This window comes from Fulvimarina pelagi HTCC2506, from assembly GCF_000153705.1.
Classification (GTDB): domain Bacteria; phylum Pseudomonadota; class Alphaproteobacteria; order Rhizobiales; family Rhizobiaceae; genus Fulvimarina; species Fulvimarina pelagi.
In genome coordinates, this window is sequence record NZ_DS022272.1 from 2,155,957 (window position 1) to 2,181,305 (window position 25,349).

The 25,349-nt window shown below is 64.1% G+C and carries 23 protein-coding genes; 6 read left to right on the forward strand and 17 right to left on the reverse strand.

From position 1 onward, the window contains the following. Positions 1-36: 36 nt before the first annotated feature. The 6 genes from eno to tpiA all read right to left on the reverse strand — a co-directional run bounded on the left by eno (position 37) and on the right by tpiA (position 6,571). On the reverse strand, positions 37-1,317 hold the full coding sequence (eno, locus tag FP2506_RS10035) for a phosphopyruvate hydratase (RefSeq protein WP_007067356.1): 1,281 nt from the start codon (positions 1,315-1,317) through the stop codon (positions 37-39). 110 nt (positions 1,318-1,427) lie between these two features. Beyond that, positions 1,428-2,261: a 3-deoxy-8-phosphooctulonate synthase gene (gene kdsA, locus FP2506_RS10040; protein ID WP_007067357.1), complete on the reverse strand. Its 834-nt coding sequence runs from the start codon at positions 2,259-2,261 to the stop codon at positions 1,428-1,430. 8 nt (positions 2,262-2,269) lie between these two features. Then, complete coding sequence (locus tag FP2506_RS17995; RefSeq protein ID WP_007067358.1) at positions 2,270-3,103, reverse strand: VOC family protein; 834 nt, start codon at positions 3,101-3,103, stop codon at positions 2,270-2,272. 31 nt (positions 3,104-3,134) lie between these two features. Further along, complete coding sequence (locus FP2506_RS10050; RefSeq protein WP_007067359.1) at positions 3,135-4,763, reverse strand: CTP synthase; 1,629 nt, start codon at positions 4,761-4,763, stop codon at positions 3,135-3,137. 157 nt (positions 4,764-4,920) lie between these two features. Beyond that, a complete protein-coding gene (gene secG / locus FP2506_RS10055; protein WP_007067360.1) occupies positions 4,921-5,697 on the reverse strand; it encodes a preprotein translocase subunit SecG in 777 nt (258 codons plus the stop codon). Positions 5,698-5,761: 64 nt separating this feature from the next. After that, positions 5,762-6,571 carry a triose-phosphate isomerase gene (gene tpiA, locus FP2506_RS10060; RefSeq protein WP_007067361.1) on the reverse strand — a complete coding sequence of 270 codons (810 nt, stop codon included), beginning with the start codon at positions 6,569-6,571 and terminating at the stop codon, positions 5,762-5,764. Between the two features lie 170 nt (positions 6,572-6,741). Between tpiA and FP2506_RS10065 the strand changes: the two genes are divergently transcribed. The 5 genes from FP2506_RS10065 to FP2506_RS10085 are packed head-to-tail and all read left to right on the forward strand — an operon-like array spanning position 6,742 to position 12,200. After that, positions 6,742-8,631 carry a SurA N-terminal domain-containing protein gene (locus FP2506_RS10065; protein WP_007067362.1) on the forward strand — a complete coding sequence of 630 codons (1,890 nt, stop codon included), beginning with the start codon at positions 6,742-6,744 and terminating at the stop codon, positions 8,629-8,631. Further along, positions 8,628-9,659: an anthranilate phosphoribosyltransferase gene (gene trpD / locus FP2506_RS10070; protein ID WP_007067363.1), complete on the forward strand. Its 1,032-nt coding sequence runs from the start codon at positions 8,628-8,630 to the stop codon at positions 9,657-9,659. The genes FP2506_RS10065 and trpD overlap by 4 nt, the downstream gene beginning before the upstream one ends. Further along, the gene (gene trpC, locus FP2506_RS10075; RefSeq protein WP_007067364.1) at positions 9,656-10,486 is read left to right on the forward strand and encodes an indole-3-glycerol phosphate synthase TrpC; all 831 of its coding nucleotides are present in this window, start codon (positions 9,656-9,658) and stop codon (positions 10,484-10,486) included. The genes trpD and trpC overlap by 4 nt, the downstream gene beginning before the upstream one ends. Further along, entirely contained in the window at positions 10,483-10,995 is a 513-nt protein-coding gene (gene moaC, locus FP2506_RS10080; protein ID WP_007067365.1) for a cyclic pyranopterin monophosphate synthase MoaC, read from the forward strand. Before trpC ends, moaC begins: the two co-directional genes overlap by 4 nt. After that, the gene (locus FP2506_RS10085) at positions 10,992-12,200 is read left to right on the forward strand and encodes a molybdopterin molybdotransferase MoeA (RefSeq protein WP_007067366.1); all 1,209 of its coding nucleotides are present in this window, start codon (positions 10,992-10,994) and stop codon (positions 12,198-12,200) included. Before moaC ends, FP2506_RS10085 begins: the two co-directional genes overlap by 4 nt. A gap of 2 nt (positions 12,201-12,202) precedes the next feature. Here the strand turns inward: FP2506_RS10085 and clpS are convergent, their stop codons facing one another. After that, positions 12,203-12,508: an ATP-dependent Clp protease adapter ClpS gene (gene clpS, locus FP2506_RS10090; RefSeq protein ID WP_007067367.1), complete on the reverse strand. Its 306-nt coding sequence runs from the start codon at positions 12,506-12,508 to the stop codon at positions 12,203-12,205. A 176-nt stretch (positions 12,509-12,684) separates the two neighbouring features. Between clpS and FP2506_RS10095 the strand changes: the two genes are divergently transcribed. Next, a complete protein-coding gene (locus FP2506_RS10095) occupies positions 12,685-13,734 on the forward strand; it encodes an aldo/keto reductase (RefSeq protein ID WP_007067369.1) in 1,050 nt (349 codons plus the stop codon). A gap of 21 nt (positions 13,735-13,755) precedes the next feature. Here the strand turns inward: FP2506_RS10095 and FP2506_RS10100 are convergent, their stop codons facing one another. The 10 genes from FP2506_RS10100 to FP2506_RS10145 form a co-directional block, all read right to left on the reverse strand. Then, entirely contained in the window at positions 13,756-14,250 is a 495-nt protein-coding gene (locus tag FP2506_RS10100; protein WP_007067370.1) for a cytochrome c-type biogenesis protein, read from the reverse strand. Positions 14,251-14,252: 2 nt separating this feature from the next. Further along, a complete protein-coding gene (locus FP2506_RS10105) occupies positions 14,253-16,238 on the reverse strand; it encodes a heme lyase CcmF/NrfE family subunit (RefSeq protein WP_007067371.1) in 1,986 nt (661 codons plus the stop codon). Next, the gene (ccmE, locus tag FP2506_RS10110; protein ID WP_007067372.1) at positions 16,235-16,705 is read right to left on the reverse strand and encodes a cytochrome c maturation protein CcmE; all 471 of its coding nucleotides are present in this window, start codon (positions 16,703-16,705) and stop codon (positions 16,235-16,237) included. Before ccmE ends, FP2506_RS10105 begins: the two co-directional genes overlap by 4 nt. 8 nt (positions 16,706-16,713) lie before the next feature. Continuing rightward, complete coding sequence (ccmI, locus tag FP2506_RS10115) at positions 16,714-17,931, reverse strand: c-type cytochrome biogenesis protein CcmI (protein ID WP_007067373.1); 1,218 nt, start codon at positions 17,929-17,931, stop codon at positions 16,714-16,716. 156 nt (positions 17,932-18,087) lie between these two features. Beyond that, entirely contained in the window at positions 18,088-18,456 is a 369-nt protein-coding gene (locus tag FP2506_RS10120; protein WP_187289040.1) for a hypothetical protein, read from the reverse strand. A gap of 109 nt (positions 18,457-18,565) precedes the next feature. Further along, the gene (locus FP2506_RS10125) at positions 18,566-20,056 is read right to left on the reverse strand and encodes an ATP-binding protein (RefSeq protein WP_007067375.1); all 1,491 of its coding nucleotides are present in this window, start codon (positions 20,054-20,056) and stop codon (positions 18,566-18,568) included. Next, entirely contained in the window at positions 20,049-20,708 is a 660-nt protein-coding gene (locus FP2506_RS10130; protein ID WP_007067376.1) for a response regulator transcription factor, read from the reverse strand. Before FP2506_RS10130 ends, FP2506_RS10125 begins: the two co-directional genes overlap by 8 nt. Before the next feature lie 28 nt (positions 20,709-20,736). Continuing rightward, a complete protein-coding gene (locus FP2506_RS10135; protein ID WP_007067377.1) occupies positions 20,737-21,045 on the reverse strand; it encodes a hypothetical protein in 309 nt (102 codons plus the stop codon). Positions 21,046-21,218: 173 nt separating this feature from the next. Further along, positions 21,219-21,425, reverse strand: coding sequence for a hypothetical protein (locus FP2506_RS10140; RefSeq protein ID WP_007067378.1), 207 nt, complete (start codon positions 21,423-21,425; stop codon positions 21,219-21,221). A 27-nt stretch (positions 21,426-21,452) separates the two neighbouring features. Then, on the reverse strand, positions 21,453-25,346 hold the full coding sequence (locus FP2506_RS10145; protein WP_007067379.1) for a baseplate multidomain protein megatron: 3,894 nt from the start codon (positions 25,344-25,346) through the stop codon (positions 21,453-21,455). Positions 25,347-25,349 lie beyond the last annotated feature (3 nt).

A 25,349-nucleotide genomic window follows, 5' to 3' on the forward strand; every position in this document is an offset into this window, starting at 1 on the left:
GCCTCTCGTATTCTTCATTTGTCTTGATGGTCGCTCCTACCGGCCCAAGCGAAGGATGCTTCGGCCGGCATAGTCCGCCTGGCTGCCGAGCTCTTCCTCGATGCGCAAGAGCTGATTGTACTTGGCGACCCGATCGGACCGGGCGAGCGAGCCGGTCTTGATCTGTCCGCAATTCGTCGCGACGGCGAGGTCGGCGATGGTGGAGTCCTCCGTCTCACCCGAGCGGTGCGACATGACGGCGGTGTAACCGGCCCGATGGGCGACGGAAACTGCATCGAGTGTCTCGGACAACGAGCCGATCTGGTTGACCTTGACGAGGATCGAGTTGGCAGCGCCCATCTCGATGCCCTTCTTCAAACGCCTGGAGTTCGTGACGAAGAGATCGTCGCCAACGAGCTGCACCTTTGATCCGATCGTTTTGGTGAGCTTCGTCCATCCATCCCAGTCGTCCTCATCGAGGCCGTCCTCGATCGAGATGATCGGATAGGCATCGGAGAGCTCCTTTAGGTAGCCTCCCATGTCGTCCGAGGAGAGCTTGCGGCCTTCGCCGGCCAGATCGTAGGTGCCGTCCTTGAAAAATTCGGTCGCGGCACAATCGAGCGCGATGAACATGTCATCACCGGCCTTGTAGCCGGCCTTCTCGACCGCCTTCATGATGAAATCGAGCGCTTCCTTCGGCGAGCCGAGGCTCGGAGCGAAACCGCCTTCGTCACCGACATTGGTGTTGTGGCCGGCGTCCTTCAGCATTTTCTTCAGGACGTGAAAGGTCTCGGCCCCCATTCGCAGTGCGTCAGAGAAACGCTCCGCGCCGACCGGCATGATCATAAATTCCTGGAAGTCGATCGGATTGTCCGCGTGGGCCCCGCCATTGATGATGTTCATCATTGGAACGGGAAGAACATGCGCCGAGGGACCGCCGACATAGCGATAAAGCGGCAGGCCGGCAGATTCGGCCGCGGCCTTGGCGATGGCGAGCGAGACGCCGAGAATGGCATTCGCGCCGATCCGGCTCTTGTTGTCGGTGCCGTCGAGATCGGAGAGCGCGGCGTCGACCATCAGCTGGTCCTCGGCCTCCATGCCTACGATCTCCTCGGCGATCTCGTTGTTGACCGCATAGACCGCCTTCTGGACACCCTTGCCCATGTAGCGCTCGTCGGCATCGCGCAGCTCAACCGCCTCGTAAGCCCCGGTCGACGCGCCGGACGGAACGGCCGCGCGGCCCATGGAGCCGTCTTCGAGAACCACGTCCACCTCGACGGTCGGGTTGCCCCGGCTATCGAGGATTTCACGGCCGATGATGTCGATGATGGCAGTCATGGGGATGCGTCCTCCCGAGTGGTGGCGACTTTCGTTAGTCGGCTTTTATGACAGGCGGTTGCGGCTGAACAGTCGGAACCGGCAAATTCAAAGGTCCGATTGGGTGGAAATCAAAACCCTTTAACCAGATCATCCAGTGCCTTGAGCCGTCCCAGCAGGTCCGGCATCCGGTCGAGCGGCACCATGTTCGGGCCGTCCGAAGGCGCGTGGTCCGGGTCATCATGTGTCTCTATGAAAAGTCCGGCGACTCCGACGGCAACCGCGGCCCGCGCCAGAGTTTCAACAAAGCGCCGCTCGCCACCAGAGGATCCGCCCTGGCCGCCCGGCTGCTGCACCGAATGGGTGGCGTCGAAGACGACCGGCGCACCGGTCTCGGCCATGATCGGCAACGCGCGGAAGTCCGAGACCAAGGTATTGTAGCCGAAGGAGACGCCCCGCTCGGTAAGGAGCACGTTCGGATTTCCGCTCTCGGTCACCTTGGCGAGGACGTTCTTCATGTCCCAGGGCGCGAGGAACTGGCCCTTCTTGATGTTGACGACGCAGCCGGTTTTCGCGGCAGCAATCAGCAGGTCGGTCTGTCGGCAGAGAAAGGCCGGTATCTGCAAGATGTCGCAGACCTTGCCGGCTTCCGCGGCCTGCTCTTCGGTGTGAATGTCGGTGAGCACCGGCAGCCGGAGCTGGTCGCGGATTTCCGCGAAGACGGGAAGCGCATCGGAGAGGCCTATGCCGCGACGGCCCTTGAGGCTCGTGCGGTTCGCCTTGTCGAAGCTCGCCTTGAAGACATAGCCGATCCCTAGATCCTCGGTGATCCGCTTCATCCGCTCGGCAATCATCATGGCATGGTCGCGACTCTCCATCTGGCAGGGGCCAGCGATCAGCGCAAAAGGCGAGGTGTTGGCAAAGTTCACCGTGGCGGCGGCGACCTGGTTGTGGATGAGATGCATGAGCTCGTTCAGCCGGTAAAGACGATGCGACCCGCCCCGTTCGGACAGGCGACGGCAAGATGCCCGTCTTCGTCCTCGAAGTCGATGGCGTGGCCGGCGAGCCGTGTGCGAAGCGCGTTGAGGTCCGATATCGTGATTGTCATCGCGCTGAGGGAAAACGAAGGCGCGTCTCCGCCACCGAACTCGACGAGGGTGACAGTGCTGTTCGGCAGATCGAAGCGGATTGTGCCGTCCTCGGTCTCCGCGCCCTCACCGCCGAAGACGGCGCAAAGATACGCCTCTGCGGCTTCGATATCGGTCGATGCGAACTCGAAGCCAGCGATGCTCTTCGCGCCGTTGGCATGGCGCATCAGACTTGCGCGATCGATCGCCAGCTGATGGCGCTGTTCGCAGAGGAACAGGCTGGGCGCACGCGGCCCGAAGTCCTTCACGAAAGCAAGGCGAAAGGCGAGCGTACCGGAGCTTGCGTCAGAAAGAGTTAGCGTGCGTTCGAAATCGACGGTCGCCTCTTCGGCAAGCCCGATGACGGCGAGACTTTCGCGGTCCGCCAGCGCATCTTCGGATTTGAGGGCAAGGGCGGAAAAGGCGGCCGGGTGCTTATCGCGGAAAGCTGCATCCCGGCGAACGAAGAGATTGCCGTCCCGATCCGCCGCCTCGCAGGCTTCCTCATCGAGACGCGCGAGCGGCTCGATGAAGAGACCATCCGCCAAATAGATACAAGCGTTGCCGGTGCCGAAGGGATGCTGCGCATCCGCAGCGACGGTGAAGCCGAGGCTCTCGAAAAACGCCCGTGCTTCTGAGAGCGCTGCGAACGGCATGACGACGTGATCGAGTTGGCGCATGGAAATCCCCTCCAGGTCTCCGGCGTCGAGATCAAACCAGCCGGCTTCGTTCGACCGCCGCCTGGATGAAGCTCGTGAAGAGAGGATGTGGCTCAAAGGGCCGCGACTTCAATTCCGGGTGGTACTGCACACCGATGAACCAAGGATGGTCCGGCAGTTCGATCGTCTCCGGTAGCAGCCCGTCGGGCGACATGCCGGCGAAGATCATTCCAGCGTCTTCGAGGCGTTCACGGTAGGCTCGGTTGACCTCGTAGCGGTGGCGATGGCGTTCGCTGATCTCGACGTCGCCGTAGATTTCGGCGATGCGCGAGCCTTGCCTTAGCTCCGCCTTGTAGGCGCCAAGGCGCATGGTTCCACCGAGATCGCCCTCCGCCGCGCGCTGTTCGAGCTCGTTGCCCTTCAGCCATTCGGTCATCAGACCGACAATGGGTTCGTCCGTTTCGCCGAACTCAGTAGACGAGGCCTTGGCAATGCCGGCCAGCGAACGAGCCGCCTCGATGACCGCCATCTGCATACCGAAGCAGATGCCGAAATAGGGAACATCGCGCTCACGCGCGAACTTAGCGGCCAGGATCTTGCCTTCAGAACCGCGCTCGCCGAAGCCCCCGGGGACGAGAATGCCGTTGACCCGTTCGAGATAGGGAGCCGGATCCTCCTTCTCGAAAACTTCGGAGGGAAGCCAATCGAGCTTGACGCGCACACGGTTGGCTATACCGCCATGCTGAAGCGCCTCGATGAGCGATTTGTAGGCGTCCTTCAGGTCGGTGTACTTGCCGACGATGGCGATCGTCACCTCGCCTTCAGGATTACGTATATTGTCGACGACCTGATGCCAGAGCTGAAGCTGCGGCTTGGGGGCAGGATCGATGCCAAAGGCAGCGAGAACTTCGCCGTCGAGGCCTTCGTTGTGATAGGCGATCGGCACGTCATAGATCGTCGCGACGTCAAGCGCCTGGATCACCGCCGTTGGACGGACATTGCAGAAGAGGCTCATCTTGCGGCGCTCTTCTGCCGGGATCGGACGGTCGGCGCGCACGAGAAGGATGTCCGGCTGGATGCCGATGGCGCGCAGTTCGCGCACGGAATGTTGGGTCGGCTTGGTCTTCAGTTCGCCGGCCGCCGGAATGAACGGCATCAGGGTGAGGTGGACATAGATCGCACCACCCCGCGGCAGATCGTTGCCGAGTTGGCGGATCGCCTCCATGAACGGCATCGCCTCAATGTCGCCGACGGTTCCGCCGATCTCGCAGAGGACGAAATCGTAGTCTTCGTTGCCCTCGAGCACGAACTCCTTGATCGCGTCGGTGACGTGCGGGATCACCTGTACCGTACCGCCGAGGTAATCGCCGCGTCGTTCCTTGGCGATGATGTCCTGGTAGATGCGCCCCGTGGTGACGTTGTCGGCCCTGTTCGCCGACCGGCCGGTAAAGCGCTCGTAATGGCCGAGGTCGAGATCGGTCTCGGCCCCATCATCGGTGACGAAGACCTCGCCGTGCTGGGTTGGGCTCATCGTGCCCGGATCGACATTGAGATAAGGGTCGAGCTTTCTGAGGCGCACGCGGTAGCCGCGCGCCTGAAGAAGTGCGCCGAGGGCTGCAGAAGCAATGCCCTTGCCGAGTGAGGAGACCACGCCGCCGGTGATGAAGATATATCGCGCCATGGGCCTTCCCGTTATCGCGAGACGCCTGACGATGCCAGACAAAAAACTGGACGATGCGCTTATTCACAAAGAAAGCGGGGCACCGTGGGCACCCCGCTCGATATTAACGGCTACAGCAGAACGCTTGTCGATCAGCCGATTGCTGGGAAGTCGAACTTCAGTTCTGCGGCTCTTCGTTCGAGAGCGGTTCCTCAGGCACCTGTTCGACGGCAGACTGGTCTTCGACCGGCGGAACGAAAGCTGGATCAGCAGCATTGGGCGCGGTTTCGCCCGGATTGGCCGGGATCTCGCCAGCCTCGGTGTCTGACGCCTCACCTTCAGGCTTGTCGCTCGCAGGCTCGCCCTCGCCTGACTGTTCAGGCTGGTCTAGCAGCAGACTGTTGTCTGCACCGGTCGCTGCCGCCGGCGACTCGTTTGTCGGCGCCTGCGTTTCGGGGGCAGCTGGAGCCGGCGTTGCTGTCTCAGAGGCATTGCCGCTAGAGGCATCGGGGATAAGCGATGGCGAGTCGGTCGCCCCGGTCTCGGCGGCATCAGAGCCCTCCCCGCCAGCGGCATTGTCAGCCGGCGCGGCTGTGCCTGCATCTCCAGTGGCGGCGCCGCTTGCGCCCTCGTCTTCACTCGGCAGTCCGCCAAGCTGGTCGAGAAGGCTGCCGCCATCCGTGGACTGACCCTGGTTCGATGGAAGCTGGTCGAGAATGTCTGTCGGCTGCGACCCATAGCGCGCAAGGATGCCGAGCGAGAGCGAGGTGATGAAGAAGCCTGCTGCGAGGATGCCCGTCGTTTTGGTCAGCGCGTTTGCCGCGCCGCGCGCCGACATCATACCACCGCCACCGCCACCGATGCCGAGGGCACCGCCTTCGGAGCGCTGGAGAAGCACCACCACGACGAGCGCGATGACGATCATCAGATGGATGACGATAAGGATGGTTTCCATGAATGATCCAGGACGCGCGAGACGATCTTACGTTGATTGCGCGCCTTCTAAAGACAATGGCTTGCTATTCCAAGCCCATTTCAAGGTCCGAGAAGTCGGGTTCGAAGGGATCGCGGCCATTGGGCCGCGCCGCGGCCTCGCATATCGCAATAAAATCTTCCGCCTTCAAGCTCGCCCCACCTACGAGCGCTCCATCGACGTTCTCAGTATGCAAGAGGTCGAAGGCGTTGTCGGGCTTCACCGACCCGCCGTAGAGGATGCGAATGGCCGAACCGGTGTCGCCACCGAAGCGCTCGGAGAGGGTCTTGCGAATAAAGCCGTGCGCCTCCGCGACGTCGTCCGAGGTTGCTGTGCGACCGGTACCGATCGCCCAGATCGGCTCGTAGGCCACGACAAGATTGTCCGCCGTGGCACCATCGGGGAGCGATCCGGCCAACTGCTCGCCGAGCCGATCGAGCGTCCGACCCTCGTCACGTTCTTCCTGGCTCTCGCCGATGCAGACGATTGCGGTCAGCTTGGCCCGCCAGGCCGCTTCCACCTTGGCGCGGACCATTTCGTCGCTCTCGCCATGGTCGGCACGGCGCTCGGAATGTCCGACGATCACATAGGTCGCACCAACATCCTTGAGCATTTCCGCAGCGACATCGCCAGTATGCGCGCCGCTCGCCTCGGCATGGCAGTCCTGGCCGCCGACCTTGGCCGCGTTGTGCAGGATGCCACGGCTCGCCGAGAGCATCGTCGCGGGCGGACAGACCACGACGTCTGTGCCTTCGGTACGACCGTCCTTGATGGCGTCGGCAATCCCCTTCAATTCGGTCAGGGATCGCAGCGTGCCGTTCATCTTCCAATTGCCGGCAATGAGTGGCGTCGTCATATTGAGCCCTTCCGGGAACGCTGAAGCACTTGTTTCGGCCTTGGAACTACCGCCTCGAAAGTCCGAAATCAATCGGCAGGCGGCGTCTTGCACCGGTCGCGCCTTGTTTCCTAATAAGAACGCAAGTACGCCGCCCGAAAGAATAGCGGCCGGATATTCAGGGGAGTGACATGCTCAATTCGCTGCGCAAAGCGACGACAGGCTGGACCGCCAAGATCCTGCTCGGTCTTTTGGTGATCAGTTTCGCCGTCTGGGGGATTGGCGACGTCTTTCGCTCGGGCAACCAGAACGCAGTCCTGAGCGTCGGTGAGACCGACGTGCCGCTCGCCGAATACGCTCTCACCTACAATCAGGCGAGTTCCGGCATCGCAAGGCAGCTCGGCCGACCGCTAACGCCGGAAGAAGCGGCGACCTTCGGGATCGACCAGGCGGTGCTATCGCAGCTGGTGTCGGGCGCTGTACTGACGGAACAGGCCCGGAATATCGGCCTCGGCATCTCCGACGAGCGCTTGGCGCGGCTCATCGCCGACGATCCGAGCTTCCAAGACGCTTCCGGCAATTTCTCGCGCGCCCAGTTCCGCAATCTCCTGAACCAGGCCCGTTTGCGCGAGTCCGACTATATTGAATTCCAGGAAGACGCGGCGATGCGCACTCAAATCGTCGACGCCGTCAGCAATGGGATCACACTTCCGAAGGCTTACGAGGAAGCGCTCGGACTGTTCAACGGCGAGCGGCGGAATGTCAGCTATATCTCCGTCGGACCGGGCGCGCTTGAAAGCGAGCCGGAGCCAAGTGACGAAGCGCTGCAGGCCTATTTCGAGGAGAACAAGCAGGATTACGCCGCGCCTGAATATCGCGGGCTTGCGGTCGCAAGGCTGACGCGTGAAACGATCGCCGACGAAAGCGCGATCACCGACGAACAGGTAGCGGCCGATTACGAGCAGTATCAAAGCCGTTATGGCGAGGCGGAGCGGCGCCAGGTCAGCCAAATCGTATTCGGCGACGAAGCGGCCGCCACCGAAGCCGCAGAGAAACTCGCTAACGGCGCGACCTTCGAGAACGTCGCCCGGGCCGCCGGCAAAAATCCGGCGGACACGGCGATCGGTCTCGTCACGCGCGAAGACATCCCGGATCCGAGCATCAGAGACGCAGCTTTCGCGCTCGAAAGCGGCCAGACCTCGGATGTGATCGACGGCCGGTTCGGACCGACGATCGTCCGGGTCTCGGAAATCCAGGAGGCGAGCGTCACACCGCTCGAGGAGGTCGCGGGCGATATCCGCCGCGACCTTGCTCTCAACAATGCGAGCGATACCCTGAACGCGGCCTATCAGACCTACGAGGACGCCCGCGCCAGCGGCGCGACATTCGAGGAGGCGACGCAAGAGGCAGGTCTGAAGGTCGAGACCTATGAGGCGGTCGACAGCCAGGGGCGCAATCCCAGTGGTGAGGCGATCGAGGGCATCTCCGGAAACGGCGATCTTCTCGAGGAAGCGTTTCAGACCGAACCCGGCTTCGACAACATTCCGATCACGACCGAGGACAACGGCTATCTGTTCTTCGACGTGACCGACATCCAGCCGGCGCGCGACCGCACGCTCGACGAAGTGCGTCAGCAGGTGGTTGACGACTGGACCCGCGACGAAACCCTGCGGCTCGTGGAAGAGCGGGCCGCGGCGCTCGCCGAGGAAGCGCGCGGCGGCAAATCTCTCGAAAACATTGCCGAGGAAAACGGTCTCGAAGTCGCGAGCGCGGTCGGGATCACGCGCCAGAGCGGCGCCGGTGAGATCGGAGCACAGGCGAGTCAGGCGGCCTTCGCGAGCGGCCAGGGATCGGTCGCCGCGGCGAAGGGGCGGGGCGAGTTGGAGCAGGTCGTTCTCAAGATAGACGAGGTGGCTCCGCCGGCCGCGCCGCTCGACAACGTGAACCGAACGCAGATCGGCCAGGTCCAGACCGGGCTCACCAACGATCTCGTGCAGAGCTACGTGACCCGGGTTCAGGGCGAATACCCGCTGCAGATCTATCCGAACGGGATCGAGAACGCCAAGAGCCTGATGCGATGAGCGAGCGGATCAAACCCTATCTCGCCAAGGTCGCCGGCGGGAAGGCACTGACGCGGTCCGAAGCGGAAGCCGCGTTCTCAATACTGATGTCCGGAGAGGCGACGCCCGCGCAGATCGGCGGCCTGCTGATGGCGCTTCGCGTGCGCGGCGAGAGCGTCGACGAGATCGCCGGCGCCGTCTCGGCGATGCGGGCGAATATGACGCGCGTCGAGGCGCCGGAGGGCACCGTCGACATCGTCGGCACGGGCGGTGACAATTCCGGCACGGTGAACATCTCGACAGCCTCGGCCTTCGTCATTGCAGGCTGCGGGGTGCCTGTGGCCAAGCACGGCAACCGGGCGCTCTCGTCCCGTTCCGGCGCGGCGGATGTGCTGACGGCACTCGGCGTCGACATCGACCTCAAGCCGGATCAGCTCTCGAAAGTCATCAAGGAAGCTGGCCTCGCTTTCCTCTTCGCACCGAACCACCATGCCGCGATGCGCCACGTTGGTCCGTCCCGCAAGGAGCTTGGGACGCGGACGATGTTCAACATTCTCGGGCCCATGACCAATCCAGCCGGAGTCACGCGCCTGCTTATCGGTGTCTTCGGTCCCGAATGGATCGAGCCAATGGCTAAGACCTTAAGGGAACTGGGAACCGAGGCGGCCTGGGTGGTCCATGGCGACGGCCTCGACGAGATGACGACGACTGGGGAGACGAAAGTTGCGGAGCTGAAGAACGGCGAAATCCAAACCTTTTCCGTCAACCCCGAGGATGTCGGGCTGAAGGTCGCGCATCTCTCCGACATCCGCGGTGGGGAAGCGGCCGACAACGCGCTGCGCCTCTCGGCCCTCCTCGATGGCAAAGCCGGTGCCTATCGCGATATCGTGTGCCTCAATTCCGGCGGCGCGCTGGTCGTCGCAGGTAAGGCGAGCGACCTCGGCGAAGGTGTGCGAATGGCGCAAGACGCGATCGACGGCGGCAGCGCGAAGGCCGCGCTCGACCGGCTGGTCAGCGTCACCCAGCGCCTCGGAAAGAACGCGGCATGAGCGACACCGAGACCGCCGTCGACATCCTGAACCGTATCGAAGCTTACAAGCGCGAGGAGATCGCGGCCGCGAAATCGCGCAAGAGTCTCGACGATCTAGAAAGCGAGATCGCGCAAGCAGAACCGCCGCGCGGCTTCGTCGAAGCGATCCGCAACCGGACCGAGAGCGGCGGATTGGCGCTGATCGCCGAGGTGAAGAAGGCGAGCCCATCCAAGGGCGTGATCCGCGATGATTTCGACCCGGTTGCGATTGCCGAGGCCTACGAGCGCGGTGGGGCGGCCTGTCTCTCGGTCCTCACCGACGAGCCGAGCTTCATGGGAAGCCCGGACTACCTGACGGCAGCGCGGGCCGCCACCCAGCTCCCGGCGCTGCGCAAGGACTTCATGTACGACACCTATCAGGTTGCCGAAGCGCGGGCTTGGGGCGCCGATGCGATCCTCGTCATCATGGCGGCGGTCGACGACGCGACCGCGCTTGCCCTTGAGGACGCCGCGATCGCCTACGGCATGGACGTGCTGGTGGAAGTGCACGACGAGGCCGAGACAGAACGTGCGCTCAAGCTGCGCTCGCCGCTGATCGGGATCAACAATCGCAATCTCCGCACGTTCGAGACCTCTCTCGCAACAGCCGAGACACTGGCGGCGATGGTTCCCGAGGATCGGACCATCGTCGGCGAAAGCGGTATCTTCACCCACGCCGACTGCCTGAGGCTGAGCGATCGCGGCATTCGCAGCTTCCTCGTCGGCGAAAGCCTTATGCGTCAGGCGGATGTCGAGGCGGCAACTCGCGTTCTTCTCGGCGGACAGCGCCCGGACATGCCCCATTGAGCGACGCAAACCGAAAGGCGGGGGACCGGCTGACCCATCTCGATGAGACCGGCTCGGCCTCGATGGTCGACGTCGGTGACAAGTCCGAAACCGTGCGTGTCGCGACGGCGGAAGGCTTCGTGCGCATGAAGCCGGAGACGCTAGCGCTGATCCGCGACGGGCAGGCGAAGAAGGGCGACGTCGTCGGGATCGCGCGGATAGCGGGCATCATGGCTGCCAAGCGGACGCACGAACTGATCCCGCTCTGCCATCCGCTGCTTCTGAACAAGATCGGCGTTGAGATCGAGATGGACAATGCGCTGCCCGGCTTGCGCCTGACGGCCATCGCCCGTGTCTCCGGCAAGACGGGCGTCGAGATGGAAGCGCTCACAGCCGTTTCGGTGGCCTGCCTCACCGTCTACGACATGGCGAAAGCGGTGGACCGTGAAATGGAGATCGGCGGCATCCGGCTTCTCACCAAATCCGGCGGCAAGTCGGGCGACTTCCAGGCCGGGGCTCGGGACGCATGAGCCTGCTTCCGGTCGAGGACGCCCATGCCCGCGTCCTCGCGGGCGCCGAACCGATCGCGCGGACGGAGACGGTTTCCTTGCGCGCCGCGCGGGGGCGCGTTCTGGCCGAAGACATTCTCGCTCGGCGGACCCAACCCGGCTTCGCCGCCTCGGCGATGGACGGATACGCCGTAAGGGCCGACGACGCGGCCCGTGGCGCGGTGCTTCAGGTCGTCGGGGAGGCCGCCGCCGGCCATGGCTGGACCGGATCGATCGCAACCGGCGAAGCACTGCGGATCTTCACCGGCGCGCCGCTCCCCGAAGGCGCCGACAGCGTCCTCATTCAAGAAGATGCGGAGCCGGCGGGAGACGACCGCATCCGCGTGAGTGAGGCACCCTCGCGTGGCGATCACATCCGGCGGGCGGGCGTCGACTTCTCTGAAGGCGACCGGCTCCTTTCTGCCGGAACGGTGCTTTCCGCCGGTGCCATCGCTTTGGCGGCAAGCGGCGGACATCCCGCATTAACGGTGCGTGCTCGGCCGAGGATCGCGATCCTCGCGACCGGCGACGAACTCGTGATGCCGGGCGAGACCGTCGGCCCACACCAGATCGTCGCCTCGAACACCTTCGGCATCGCGGCACTGGCCGAGGAAGCCGGCGGCGAGGCGATCCAATGCGGCATCGCTGGCGACGACGTTGCGGAAATCGCGGCGCGCTTCGACGAGGCGGTCGCTGAGGGGGCCGACGTCTTCGTGACGATCGGCGGGGCCTCCGTCGGCAAGCACGATCTCGTCGGCAAGGTGTTCGCCTCGCGGGATGTCGATCTCGATTTCTGGAAGGTGGCGATGCGGCCCGGCAAGCCGTTCATGGCCGGACGGAAGGGTTCGCTCCGGATCGCCGGCCTGCCCGGCAATCCCGCTTCCTCGCTCGTCGCGGCGACGCTCTTTCTCGCCCCGCTCATCCGCCGGCTTGCGGGGTTCCCCGACCGCCCGCTCTATCACGACGGCGTTTTTGCCGAGGCGATGCCGGAGAACGGCGCGCGGGCCAATTTCGTGCGAGCGGTCTTCGAGGGTTTTGAGGGAACACGGCCAAGGCTGAGGCCGCTCGGAAAGCAGGATTCCTCACTGCTTTCCGTATATGCGCGGGCCGACGCGCTTCTCATGCGGCCGGTCGATGCGCCGCCGGCGAAAGTCGGCGATCCGTGCCGTTACGTGGCGCTCGACTGAGCCTATTCCTCAGGCTCCGTCGAGAAGAGCAACGGATAGCCGTGCTCCTTGGCAAGGTCCGTCGCCTCGCTCGCTTTCGTCTCGGCGACATCCCGCGGATAGACGGAGACGACGCAAGAACCCTTTTGATGCGCCGTCATCATCACAGTCTCCGCCTGACTGTCGCTCAAGCGGAAGACCGCGCGCAGCACCATGACGACGAATTCGCGCGGCGTGTAGTCGTCGTTGAGGAGCAGGACCTTGTAGAGTTTCGGCCGTTCGACCTTCGGCTTCACCCGGGTCTTGCGTTCGACGGTGGTGTCGGCCATGGCAGGCTCCAGGAATTGCTCGTGCAGGCTTGCCGCTCCCCTACTGGTTCTCGGCCTTGCTTACAACGCTGCGTTCGGTCTTCTGCTCTCGCTTGAACTCGCAAACCGGGTATCTAGCTTGCGTACGCGCGCCTAAGCGCCATCGCATCGCCTCCCTATCCGGAAGGATCCTCCCCATGAAGAAACGCCCGCTCGGCCGCACCGGCCTCTCCGTGTCCGAAATCTGCCTGGGCACGATGACCTTCGGCAGCCAAAACACGGAAGCGGAGGCCCATGCCCAGCTCGACAGGGCCGTCGAATGCGGCGTCGACTTCGTCGATACGGCCGAGATGTATCCGACAACGCCGATGGCGAAGGAGACGATCGGCCGGACGGAAGAATATCTCGGCAGTTGGTTTTCCAAGCCGGGCAATCGGGAAAAGGTGATCCTCGCGACAAAGATCACCGGCGAAGGCAATATGAAGGTCCGCGACGGTGCGCGCATCAATCGCGAGACGATGACGGAGGCGGTCGAGGGCAGCCTAAAGCGGCTGAAGACCGATGTGATTGATCTCTACCAGCTGCACTGGCCGAACCGGGGCTCCTACCACTTCCGCAAGTCCTGGACCTTCGACCCGAGCCATCAGGACGGCGACCAAGCCAAGGACGAGATGGTGGAAATTCTTCAGACGTTCGCCGATTTCCAAAAGGCCGGCAAGCTGAAGCATTTCGGCCTGTCGAACGACACGGCCTGGGGCACGACGCGCTTCTGCACCCTTGCCGAGGCGCACGATCTGCCCCGCCCGGTCTCGATCCAGAACGAATACAGCCTGATGTGCCGCTATTTCGATCTCGATCTGGCGGAGACCTCGATCCACGAGGATGTCGGGCTCATGTGCTACACGCCGCTGGCGGCGGGGCTGTTGACGGGGAAGTATTCAGGCGGCTCCATCCCCGAGGGCTCGCGCGGCGCGATCAACACCGGGCTCGGCGGGCGGCTGACTTCGACGGGCTATGCGATCGAGGCCGCAGACGAATACGTCGCCGTCGCGAAGAAACACGGGCTCGATCCGGCGCAAATGGCCATCGCCTTCTGTCTGACGCGACCGTTCATGGCCTCGGTCATCATCGGCGCGACGACGATGAAGCAGCTCGACACGGCATTGGGGGCAGCGGATATCACCCTCAACGACGACGTGATGGATGACATCGCCGCCGTCTACAAGCGCTGGCCGATCCCGATGTGAGGGCGGGGAGCCTTCGGCCCCTCACCCGTTCTTCAGGACTTTGGCCAGTTCCCGTTGTTCCTCGTCGGACAGCGTCGGCGTCTTTGGCTGGTCCTTGCGGCGCCGGCGCATCGCGACGAACGCGTAACCTGCACCGGCGAAGAGCACGACGATCGGGGTGACCCAAAGGGCAACTGTGCCGGCCGAGACACGGGGCTGAAGCAGGACGAACTCGCCGTAGCGCGAAACGAGATAGTCGATGACCTCCTTGTTCGTATCGCCGGCAACGAGGCGCTCGCGCACGAGGACGCGCAGGTCCTTGGCAAGGCCGGCATTGGAATCGTCGATCGACTGGTTCTGGCAGACCATGCAGCGCAGGCCCGCGGAGAGTTGCCGTGCCCGTGCTTCTAGCGCGGGATCGTCGAGGACTTCGTCCGGTTCGACAGCATAGGCCGGCGACGGAGCGAAACCATCACCGGGGGCACTCATCAAGAGGGCGGTTGCCAGAGCGATCGCTACGACCAGTTTCGATTGCATCCTCACGCCTTCGCTCCCGATGCGTGCAGGCTCTTACGCGCAGCTGGCGCGCCGACGCGCAGCCGCCGGTCGGCCAGCGAAACCATGCCGCCGAACGCCATGAAGAGCGTGCCGATCCAGATGAGCGTCACCCAGGGTTTGTACCAGATGCGAACCACGGTCGCCCCGCCGTTCGCCGCGGAGTCCCCGAGTGAGATGTAGAGCTGGGAGAACCAGTTCGTGCGGATGCCGGCTTCCGTGGTCGGCATCTGCCGCGCCGTATAGAGGCGGCGGGCGCTCTCCATAGTGCCGAGGGCCCGGCCGGCGTCGAGCACGGTGAACGTGCCGACCTCCTCGGAAAAATTCGGCCCTTGTCGCTTACTCATGCCGTCGAAGCGGATTTCGTAGCCGCCGGCTTCGCGCGTTCCGCCGGGCTCCATCGACGTCACGATTTCGGTCTCGAAAGCCGAGACGCAGACGATGCCGATGACCGTGACGCCGAGACCGAAATGGGCGAGCGTCGTTCCGAAAGCTGAGCGCGGCAGCCCCTTCAGGCGGGCGAACCCTTTCGAAAGACCGGCTTTCCGGAAATTGGCCCGCTCGGCGAGATCGGTCAGGCTGCCGATCAGTAGCCACACGCCGAGACCCAGACCGAGCGACGCCAGCACTTCGGTGCCCTGCGTCAGGGCGATGGCGATGATCGCGGTCAGCAGCGCGGCGCCGACGGCCCAGTAAAGCCGTTGGGTCGCGCCCGCGATATCGCCGCGCTTCCAGGCGAGCAGCGGTCCGAAGGGCACAGCGAGCAGCAGCGGCACCATCAATGGCCCGAAGGTGAGATTGAAGAACGGAGCACCCACGGAGATCTTCTCGCCGGTCACCATCTCCAGCAGCAGCGGATAGAGCGTGCCGATCAGCACCGTCGCCGCCGCCGTGGTCAGGAATAGATTGTTGAGAACGAGCGCCCCTTCCCGGCTAACCGGCTGGAACAGGCCCCCGCTTTCGAGTGTGGAAGCCCGGAAGGCGAAAAGCGCCAGCGATCCGCCGATGAAGATGCAGAGGATCATCAGGATGAAGACGCCGCGTGACGGGTCGGTCGCGAAGGCGTGGACTGAGGTGAGGACGCCGGAGCGGACCAGGAAGGTGCCCAGCAGCGAGAGCGAGAAGGTGAGGATCGCAAGAAGGATAGTCCAGACCTTTAGCGCCGAGCGCTTCTCCATGACGACGGCCGAATGGAGAAGCGCCGTGCCCGATAGCCACGGCATGAAGCTCGCATTCTCGACCGGGTCCCAGAACCACCAGCCGCCCCAACCGAGCTCGTAGTAGGCCCAGTAGGAGCCCATCGAGATGCCGAGGGTCAGGAAGATCCAGGCCGTCAGCGTCCAGGGCCGCACCCAACGCGCCCAGGCGGCGTCGATCTTGCCGTCCATAAGGGCGGCGACGGCGAAGGAAAAGGCGATCGAAAAGCCGACATAGCCGAGATAGAGGAGCGGCGGATGGATCGCGAGGCCGACATCCTGCAGGATCGGATTGAGGTCCTGCCCCTCGAACGGCGCCGGGAAGAGCCGGGCGAACGGGTTCGAGGTGAAGAGGATGAAGGCGAGGAACGCCGTCAGGATCCAGGCCTGAACGGACAGGACGTTGGCCCTGAGGCTCGGCGGCAGGTCGCGACCGAAGCTCGCCACAAGAGCGCCGAAGAAGGCGAGGATCAGCACCCAAAGGAGCATCGAGCCCTCGTGGTTCCCCCAGACACCGGTGATCTTGTAGAGCATCGGCTTGGCCGAATGTGAGTTCTCGTAGACGTTGAGGACCGAGAAGTCCGAAGTCACGTAGGCGACCGTCAGCGCCGAGAAGGCGAAGGCGAGCAACAGGAAGACGCCGAGGCTGGAGGACTGGCCCACCTCCATCATCCGCGCGTCGCCGCGATAGGCGCCGAGCGCGGGAATGACGGACTGGATCAGCGAGGCCGCAAGCGCCAGAATGAGCGCGTAATGTCCAAGTTCGACGATCATGTTCCGGCTCCCTCGGTGGCCATGGGACGCGAACTCTCGTCATCCCACAGGCCGCGGGCCTTCAGATCGTCGACGACTTCCTTCGGCATGTAGTTCTCGTCATGCTTGGCAAGCACGGTGTCGGCGAGGAAGAGCCGGTCCGGCCCGAGCGTGCCTTCGGCGACAACGCCCTGGCCCTCGCGAAAGAGATTCGGCAGGATGCCGGTATAGGTCACCGGTACACTTTGGACGGTATCGGTAACGCGGAAGGTGACGGTCTCGCCCTGATCGCGCACGACGCTGCCGGTTTCGACCATGCCTCCAAGGCGGATACGCTGACCGGGTCCTGGCGTATTCTCCATAATGTCCGTTGGCGAATTGAAGTAGGCGACGGAGTCCGACATCGCGGTCAGCACGAGGCCGGCGGCGAGCGCGACCACTGCAAACATGCCGCCAATCGAGAGCAGGCGCTTACCTTTGCGGGTCATTTGTTTCCTCACTCACTCTCTTCGATCCCGAGCGAGCGGCCAAGCGCCGCGATCTGATCGCGCGCCTCCACGTCGTCCGAAAAGACGCCGAGCGCGGTATTCAGCGCCCGCGCCGCGTTCTCGTCCTGCCCGAGGACGGAATAGGACCGGATAAGTCTCTGCCAACCTTGCGCGTCATTCGGTTCGGCTTCAAGTCGATCGGCCAGTTGCGACACCATGCCTTCGATCATTTCCCGGCGCTCGCCGGCGTTCATTTCGGAAGCGGCGGCGATCTGTTCCGGGGCGGGTGACGGTCCCGATCCGTCTTCCGGTGGCAAGTTACGTGCCGGTTTTGGTTGCGGAATTTCCGCAAGCTCAGGCAAATTCGCCTTCTGGCGCGCATCGGTCAGCGCTTGGGTTGCAATCGCCAGCCATGGCGCGTCGGCCGGACTTTTCTCGATAAGCGAAGCCCAGGCTTCCGCCGCCTCGGAATTCTTGCCCTCTTGGCTTAGATCGAGCGCCACGAAGAAGCGGGCCGGCAGATAGTCCGGTTGCTCCTCGAGCGCCCGGTCGAAGTATTGTCGGGCTTCGTCGGTCACCTCGCCGTCCGCGGCCTGCGCCAGAGCCTCGCCGAGCCCGGCATTGCGCGAAACGCTCGGTCCGAGCAGGCGATTGGCGTTCCGAAAGGCTTCGACTGCATCGTCAGAGCGGCCCATCCTGAGATAAATCGGAGCGAGGACGTTCCAGCCTTGGCCGTCCTCGGGGTTGGTCTTCAGCCGCTCCTCAGCGCCGGCCACCAGCCGCATGATCTCGTTCGGCGCCCCGTTGTCGTTTCGCGGGGCGGGTTCCGAACGGCCCGCCAAGGGCAGATCAGGCAGGCCCGAGGCGCCGAAATACCGATAGGCCGAAAGCGATATGGCCGGCACGAGGAGAACGATCGCGAGACCTGCCGCAAGGCTCTTTCGACCGGCACCAGGAAGGCCGGCGCGCTTTGTCCGGCCGGCTTCGGCGGCGGCATTCGCCCTGAGCAGGCGACGCCCGATCTCGGCGCGCGCGGTTTCGGCCTCTTCGGCGGAAAGCGTGCCGCGCTCGACATCGCCGTCGAGCTCTTTCAGCTGCGAGCGATAGACTTCGACGTCGTGGGACGCGCGATCGGATGCGGGATCGATCGAGGCGGCAAAGACCGGATAGACGAGAATCACGACGACGCCGAGCGTCATGGCCGCTACGATGAACCAGAAGACCATTGAACCGACTTGAACCCGTCTTTCCTCTTGCGAGCGCGCCGCACGGACCGGCCGCGGCCCCAAACTTCAGAACCTCTCTAACAGATGGGTCCGGCCGCCCCAAGCAGAACCGGGTTTAAGAATTCGTCATGAATAGAGCGAAGACGGCATTTGGTCTCAGACCAAGATCCAGCTGCCGTCTTCGGCCCTGCAGGCGGTCCCAGTCAGCCCTTGGGTAATGCCACCATCAAGATACTGGGTGTAGCCACGGCAATCCTGCGAACCGACGCGATAGACCTGCGTCGGCACCACACGCCCCGAAGCACCGCTTGCGGACCAGGTAATCGCCTGCCCTGCTGGCGCGAATTGAAGCGCCTGATACTCGGCCTCGACCGCGCGCGCTTTAGCGCCGGTAGAGAGCTGCGCCGCGTAGGAACTGCGCCCGATGATGCCACCGTCGAGAGAAGCGGCCCCAGGCGAGGAAGGGCCGAGGCCAGAGCCCGTGCTCAGGCAGCCACCGAACGTAGAGGCAAGACAAGTGAACAAGAGAAAGGACAGGCTTCGATGGTGCATCGGTCAACAACTTCGAATTCGGCCGAGGAGGCGGAGCGCCACCCTTATCGCAGCGCGCGCCTTGGTTCTTTCGTCTTGCCTATCATGTCAAGCCGGCAGAGGCGCGCAAGTGCGGCAACACCACGATCACCGCCAAGCCGCCGAGTTTGGAATCTTCAAGGCGCACGCTGCCCTGATATTCCTTCGCCGTATCCGAAACGATGGCGAGGCCGAGGCCGCTTCCCGGCGTCGTCTCGTCGAAGCGCTGCCCGCGTTTGACGGCGCGCTTTCGTTCGCCCTCCGACAGCCCCGGTCCGTCGTCCTCGACGATCGTCTCGAAGGCACCCTCGCCCGCGATACGGCAGGCCAGCGACACGCGACCTTTCGCCCATTTCGACGCGTTTTCGAGAAGATTGCCGACGATTTCCTCGTAATCCTGCCGCTCGCCGGCGAAGACGAGGTCTGCCGCGCTCTTTCTGTCGAAGACGATGTCGAGCCCTGGATTGAGCTTGTCGATAACCCGTGCGAGCCGTTCCAGCACCGGCAAGACCGGCGTCCGATAGACGACGCTCTCGCTCTGGGCCGCGACACGGGCGCGATCGAGATAATGCTGCACCTGCTCGCGCATCCGCGCGCCCTGGTCCTTGACGATCCGGCCGCTCGAACCGCCGATCCGATCCGCTTCGTTCACCAGAACGGCGATCGGTGTCTTGAGGGAATGGGCCAGATTGCCGACCTGCGTGCGCGCACGTTCGACGATGCGCCGATTGTTCGCGACAAGGGCGTTCATCTCGTCGGCGAGCGGCGCGATCTCAACCGGGAACGTACCCTCCAGCTTCTCCGCATGACCGGCGCGCACCTTGGCGAGAGCTTGGCGTACGGTTCGCAGCGGCCTGAGGGCCAGAAGGATGACGCCGGCATTGATGATCACACTGCCGAGCCCGACGATTGCGAGATAGAGCGCCAGCCGGCGGTCGAAGGCCGAAATTTCCTGCTTGAGCTCGCTCTTGTTGCCCATCACGCGGAACCGGGCGGCCCGGTTCGAATCGTCTAGCACAACCTCCGTCTCGAGAATCTGCAATTCTTCGTCGTTGAGGCCGGGCTTCGAATAGGTCCGCTGGTAGTCGAATTCGAACGGTACCTGTTGCACCGGCTCGGACGGGATAGAAGAATAGCCAAGCGAAGACGAACTGAGCCGGCCCCGGAGGTCCTGGCTGACCGGCACGATCTCCCAATACCAGCCCGACTGGGGCTGGACATATTTCAGATCGCCGAGATTGGGGCTGCCGGAGAGATAGCCGGCATCGTTTATGCTGACGCTGTTGATGAGATTGAAGAGCTGCGCTTCCAGAAGCGCGGAAAATCCGTCTTCCGCCGCCTGCCGATAAAGCGCCGAGATCAGAATACCGACCGCCAGAAGAGCGGCGATCGTCCAAAGGCTCGACATTCCGACGACCCGGACGGCGAGCGAGCGCCCGAGGATCCGACCGAGCCGTCTTAGTCTGAGTTGTGCGGCACCCGGAGGCCGCGCCACTGCGCGCGAAGTGAGGGGGTTCTCTCGATCGTCTTCGCTGTCGGTGGCTGCGTCATTCATGCCTGAGGCGATATCCCTGGCCCCTGATCGTCTCGATCAGGTCGATGCCGATCTTCTTGCGCAGGCGACCGACGAACACCTCGATCGTATTCGAATCCCGATCGAAATCCTGATCGTAGAGGTGCTCGATCAGTTCGCTGCGCGAAACCACACTGTCCTGATGGTGCATCAGGTAATCGAGCAGCCGGTATTCGTGCGATGTCAGCTTCAGGGGCGTCCCGTCGACGCTGACACGCGCCGTCCGCGTGTCGAGGCGCAGCGGACCGCATTCGAGTTCGGACGTCGCATGCCCCGCCGCCCGGCGGATCAGAGCGCGCACCCGGGCCAGCACCTCTTCGATGTGGAACGGCTTCGTCACGTAGTCGTCGGCTCCCGCATCGATACCGGCGACCTTGTCGCTCCAGCGATCGCGGGCCGTCAGGATCAGGACCGGTACCTTCTTCTGGTCGCGGCGCCAGCGTTCCAGCACGCTGATCCCGTCCATCACCGGAAGCCCGACGTCAAGCACGATCGCGTCATAGGGCTCGGTATCGCCGAGGAAATGACCTTCCTCGCCATCGGCTGCCTCGTCGACGACATAGCCTCCTGCTTCGAGCGCCTCCCGCAACTGGCGGCGCAGATTGTCGTCATCCTCGACAACGAGAACCCGCATCTCAACTCCCTTTCAATTCGCTTCGCCTCTACGGGCGCACGGTCACAACGGTGCGGCGCGGCTTGCCGTCGCCCTGGGATGGAACAAGGACGGTGATGCGGCAGACGGTCGATCCCCCTTCGGAAGATTGACTGACGGACATCATGCGGCCACCGCTCCGCTGCTCCGCTTCGCGAACCTCGGCCTGGGAGCAGCTTTTTCTGTCACCGCCCCCCTGGCCTTGGCCGCCGTTGCCCTGACCACGCCCCTGGCCCTGCGCAAATGCGGTCCCATCCGCCGCGAACGCAAGCACGACGACAGCAATTAGCAGACGAGAGAGAAGGTTCGTTGCAGTCATCTTGTTAGCCGCTCGTTTCAGCCGGCCGCACCCGGCCGGACCGCATATCTATAGCTCACTCGGTGAACCCCGTCTGAATGATCGGCCGAAAGGATAAATTAACCATAAGTGATTGATTTCCATAACCTCGTCGGGTGCGAGAAATGGAGCATAACACGCTGATATTCCATCTGTCAGCGTAGCGTTTTTTCAGCCGCCAGACGTCCGTAGATCGCCACCAGCGCGCCGATCGCCGTCGCCGTGTCAAGAATGGCCGTCGTCAGCGCTTCCTGGGCGGGACCAGGGATCTGAAGTCCTGCAAGTCCGGCCATTGCCGCCGCCAGCGCGACCAGACCGCCCCAAACCGTGCGCGACTCGTACCACTTCTTTTCGTTCTGCATGGCATTCTCCTTTCGTTGTGAGGCAGGTCAGGCTTGTGGGCGCTGGAAGGTCCGGCTCGTGGCCTTGCCCGGGCCCCAGACCGGCGAGACCTGAGCAACACTTGCGGTGAGCCGCGCCGGCAATTCACCGAAGGTCTCCGTCTGAAGGTCCGCGCTAAGCTGGAAGTCAGGATCGGCGACGTCCAGTGTCAGAGAAGGCGATGGCGAACCGGTGACCGAGATCGTCAGGCGATAGAGTTCCCGCTCCTCCCCGAGCGGGACCTCTTCGGCCTCCCAGCTGTCGCCACCGATCCGGGTGCGGCGGATCCAGCCGAGCCGGCAGTCGCCGTTCGCCTCGAAGCCGGCACGAAGATGGACGGGCGCATAGGGCTCGACGGCTCTGAGGCCCATAACCGCTGTCGTCTCGATCACCGCCGGATCGTCGAGCGGGCGTCCCACCGGCGCGAACCTGATCTTCAGGCTCCGGCCGATCTCGCTTTCGTCGAGATCGAGCCTCCGCAACGCGTCGTTCAGCAGAACGAAACGCGTGCCTTCGAAGAACGGCACGGACGCGTCAGCCTCCGTACCCGCCTGGCCGCGCAGGAAGACGGCGAGATGGAAGGTGCCAGGCGCGATTTCCTCCGCGTCCTGGAACTGGAAGACTTCGACTCGGCCGTCCTCGGCGATCAGCGCGGCCGCATTCTCGCCGGCGAGCAGCCCGTCGCGGGTGACGTTCGAAAGCGTTCCGCGCGCGAGCCGTACGGTCATACTCGCGGTATGGTCGATCACGCCGAAGACGCCTGGGCGGAAATTCTCCGTAAGGCGTCCAAGGGTCGCCGGGATATCGACGACGGTGCGGTGCGTTAGGCGCCCCTCGCCGCTGCCGGCGAAGACGACGAACGGCATCCACGGCCTTGCGTGAAGCGCTACCGCCGCGCCGCCGGTCGCGCGGCCCGGCAAAACCGGCAGATCGACGAGAGCATGGAAAGGCCGTGACGCGACGACCGGTTTTGCCGGAACGACGACGCCTTCGGCGCTTCGTCCGACACCCGAGCCCACCGCCTCGCTCGGCACGAGCCGCCGCGCCTCGATCCGGCGCTCGTCGCCACTTTCGATGCGCACCGCGAGCCAGCGTCCCTCCCGGTCATCGAAGGTCAGCACATCGCCGGCCTCAATCGCCGCCTCGCTCGGCGCGAGCGCAAACCGCATCTCTTCGCGCGCCGGGCCATTCTCACCCATCAAGCGTGCCGCGTACCGCTCCGCGAGCTCGGAATTGAGCACCGCCGGAAAGGTCGAGACTCCTGTCCGCGGAATCAGAATTCCGTCCCGTGCGGCCGAGGAGGTTCCGGGCTGATAGGCTCGGTCCGGGTCGAGATAACGGATGGCGATCTCATCGGGCCGTTCGCCGGCCTCGCTGCGCCGCAGCTCGACAATCGGCCCCTCGCCATCCACGAGCGCCTTGATCCCGTGCTCGCCGCTTCTGCGGGACAGGGACGCAAACTTGAGGATGCCGTCCGAGCAGACGGCGACGCCGCCGATCAGCGAGAGGATGGTTTCGATCTCCTCGCGCGCCGTGCGCGGGCCGTCGACGATATAGCCGTCGAGCACCGCCTCGACGCCGGAGACATCGTATCCGGTAATGCCATGGTCCTCCAGGATCGCCTTGATCAGGGCGTCGGCCGGCGCATTGGCAAGGCGCCCGTTCAGCCAGTGGCCGAGGCGCCAATTGGTGCCGTCAGTCCAGAGATCGGTGCGCTGAGGAAACGCCGGGTAGGGCCGTGCGTCCCAGGTCCAGACATGGATCGCGCCCGGATCGACCATCGGCCCACCATAGAGCGGGGAGATCGGGTTCAGCGCAGCGCCGAGCGGTCCGATCTTCTCTTTCCAACCTAAGAGCGAGGCCTCCAGAAACCGTCGCTGGGCGAGGTCGTCGCGAAAGCCGCTGCTATGATAGGGCGTGAAGCTTTCGGACGATTTCGGATCGACGAATACGTTCGGCTGGTTGCCACCCCGATCGATCGCCGGGCAGCCGAGTTCGGTGAACCAGATCGGCTTCGACATCGGCACCCAGGACGTTGGCAACCCGGTCTCCACGCCACCGATCCGGTTTCGATGAGATTGCGACCACCAGCCGGCAATGTCCTTGTCCCGGTAGACGAACGGCTTGCCGGCAGCGCCGTCAGTGATCGGCGTCCTGATCCCGGCGCGCCGGTCCGAAGGTGTCGCATAGGACCAGTCGAACCATTCCCCGCTGTCGAGGTCCCCGGCGAGCGCGTCACGATCATACTGCGACGGCGTCTCTTCGCCCGGCTCTCCATCGCTGCGCCAGTCCGACAAAGGCAGGTAATTGTCGATCCCGACGACATCGATCGCATCCGAAGCCCAGAGCGGATCGAGATTGAAATGGACTTCGCCCGTTCCGTCCGCCGGCCTGTAGCAGGCATATTCGCTCCAGTCCGCCGCATAGGTCACGATGGCGCCGGGCATCATCGCCTTGATCTCGGCGGCGATCGCGATGAGCGCCTCGACGAACGGAAACCGGCCTTGATGATCTCGAATTCGCGTGAGCCCACGCATCTCCGAACCGATCACGAAAGCCGAGGCCCCGCCCCGCTCGGCGAGATGCGCCTGATGGAAGATCATCCGGCGATAGGACCACTCCTCCGGCCCGTGATAGCGCAGCCGGTCGTTTTCCCAGACGAAATCGTGACGCGAGGCCGTGCCGACGAAGCGCTCGATATCGGCCCGCGCCGTCGCCGTCCGGTCCGCGCTGCCCGAGACGATCTCGGCCCGATCGAGCGTCATCCGGCCGCGCCATGGAAACGCCGCCTGCCGCGAACCCCCATAGGGATCGGGAAGGTCGTTGTCCGGCGGCACGTCCATCAGCAGGAACGGATAGTATGTGACCGCAAGCCCCCTGTCCCGCAGATCCTCGATCGCGCGCACGACACCCTTGTCGCTCGGCGTCCCGCCATAGGCCGGCGCGCCGTCGATGCGCGAGACGAGCCGCGCCTCCGCACGATCGGTCTCGCCGACCCGCCAGGCCTCGTCTTCCTTGCGTTCGCGAATCTCGACACCGGGCCGGATTTCGCAATGACCGGCCCTGAGATCGTCGCCGAACCAGGCAACGACGAGGGCCGCGCGCGAAAGCTTCGGCAACAGCCGGTCCATCTCGTCGATCGAAGCGGTCCAGTCGCTCTCGCCGAAGGTCACGTTCCGGTTGAGAATGCGGTCTTCGCCCTCGCCGATCTCCTCGCGAACCGGTTCGGGGTCGAACCCGTGCTCCGTCGCGCCTGGAATGATCGTGATCGCCTCGATCCGGTTTTCCAGGTCGCCGACGGGCCGCATCACCTCACAGGAGATCTGCGGGATGCGATTGCCCCAACGCTCCAGAGGCAGCCTTTGGAAGACGAGATAGGCAAGGCCCCGATAGGCCGGCGCGTTGCCGGAGCCCTGCTTTGCCTCGATCAGCGGATCGCCGTCCTGGGTCTCCCGGCCACGATAGACTCGGATGTCGTATCGGGTCTGGTCGAGTTCCTCGCCGTCGGCCCAGATCCGGCGAATACCGGCGATCGGCCCTTCGCAAAGCCCCACCGCGAAATTGCCGAAATAGCTGTAGGTCGTCACCTCGACGCTCGGCGGACCGCCTTTGCCGCCCTGGCGTTCGGTCTCGATCTGCTCTTCGAATCGCGTAGCCCAGATCACCTGACCCGCCACACGCGCAGTTCCGTAGATGCGCGGAATTCCGCCGCCTTCGTCGGCCTGCATGAAGCGGACGGCGTCGAGGCGCGGGCCTTCCCGCTTCTCGGTCGTGCCGAACAGGCCGTTGTCGATCGCGGCGCCCGCGAGCCTGCCCGCCGCGCGGCCCAGGATCGCTCCGATCGGCCCACCGATCCCCCCGCCGATGAAGGAACCCGCCGTCTGCAGAAGAAGCGTCGCCATTGG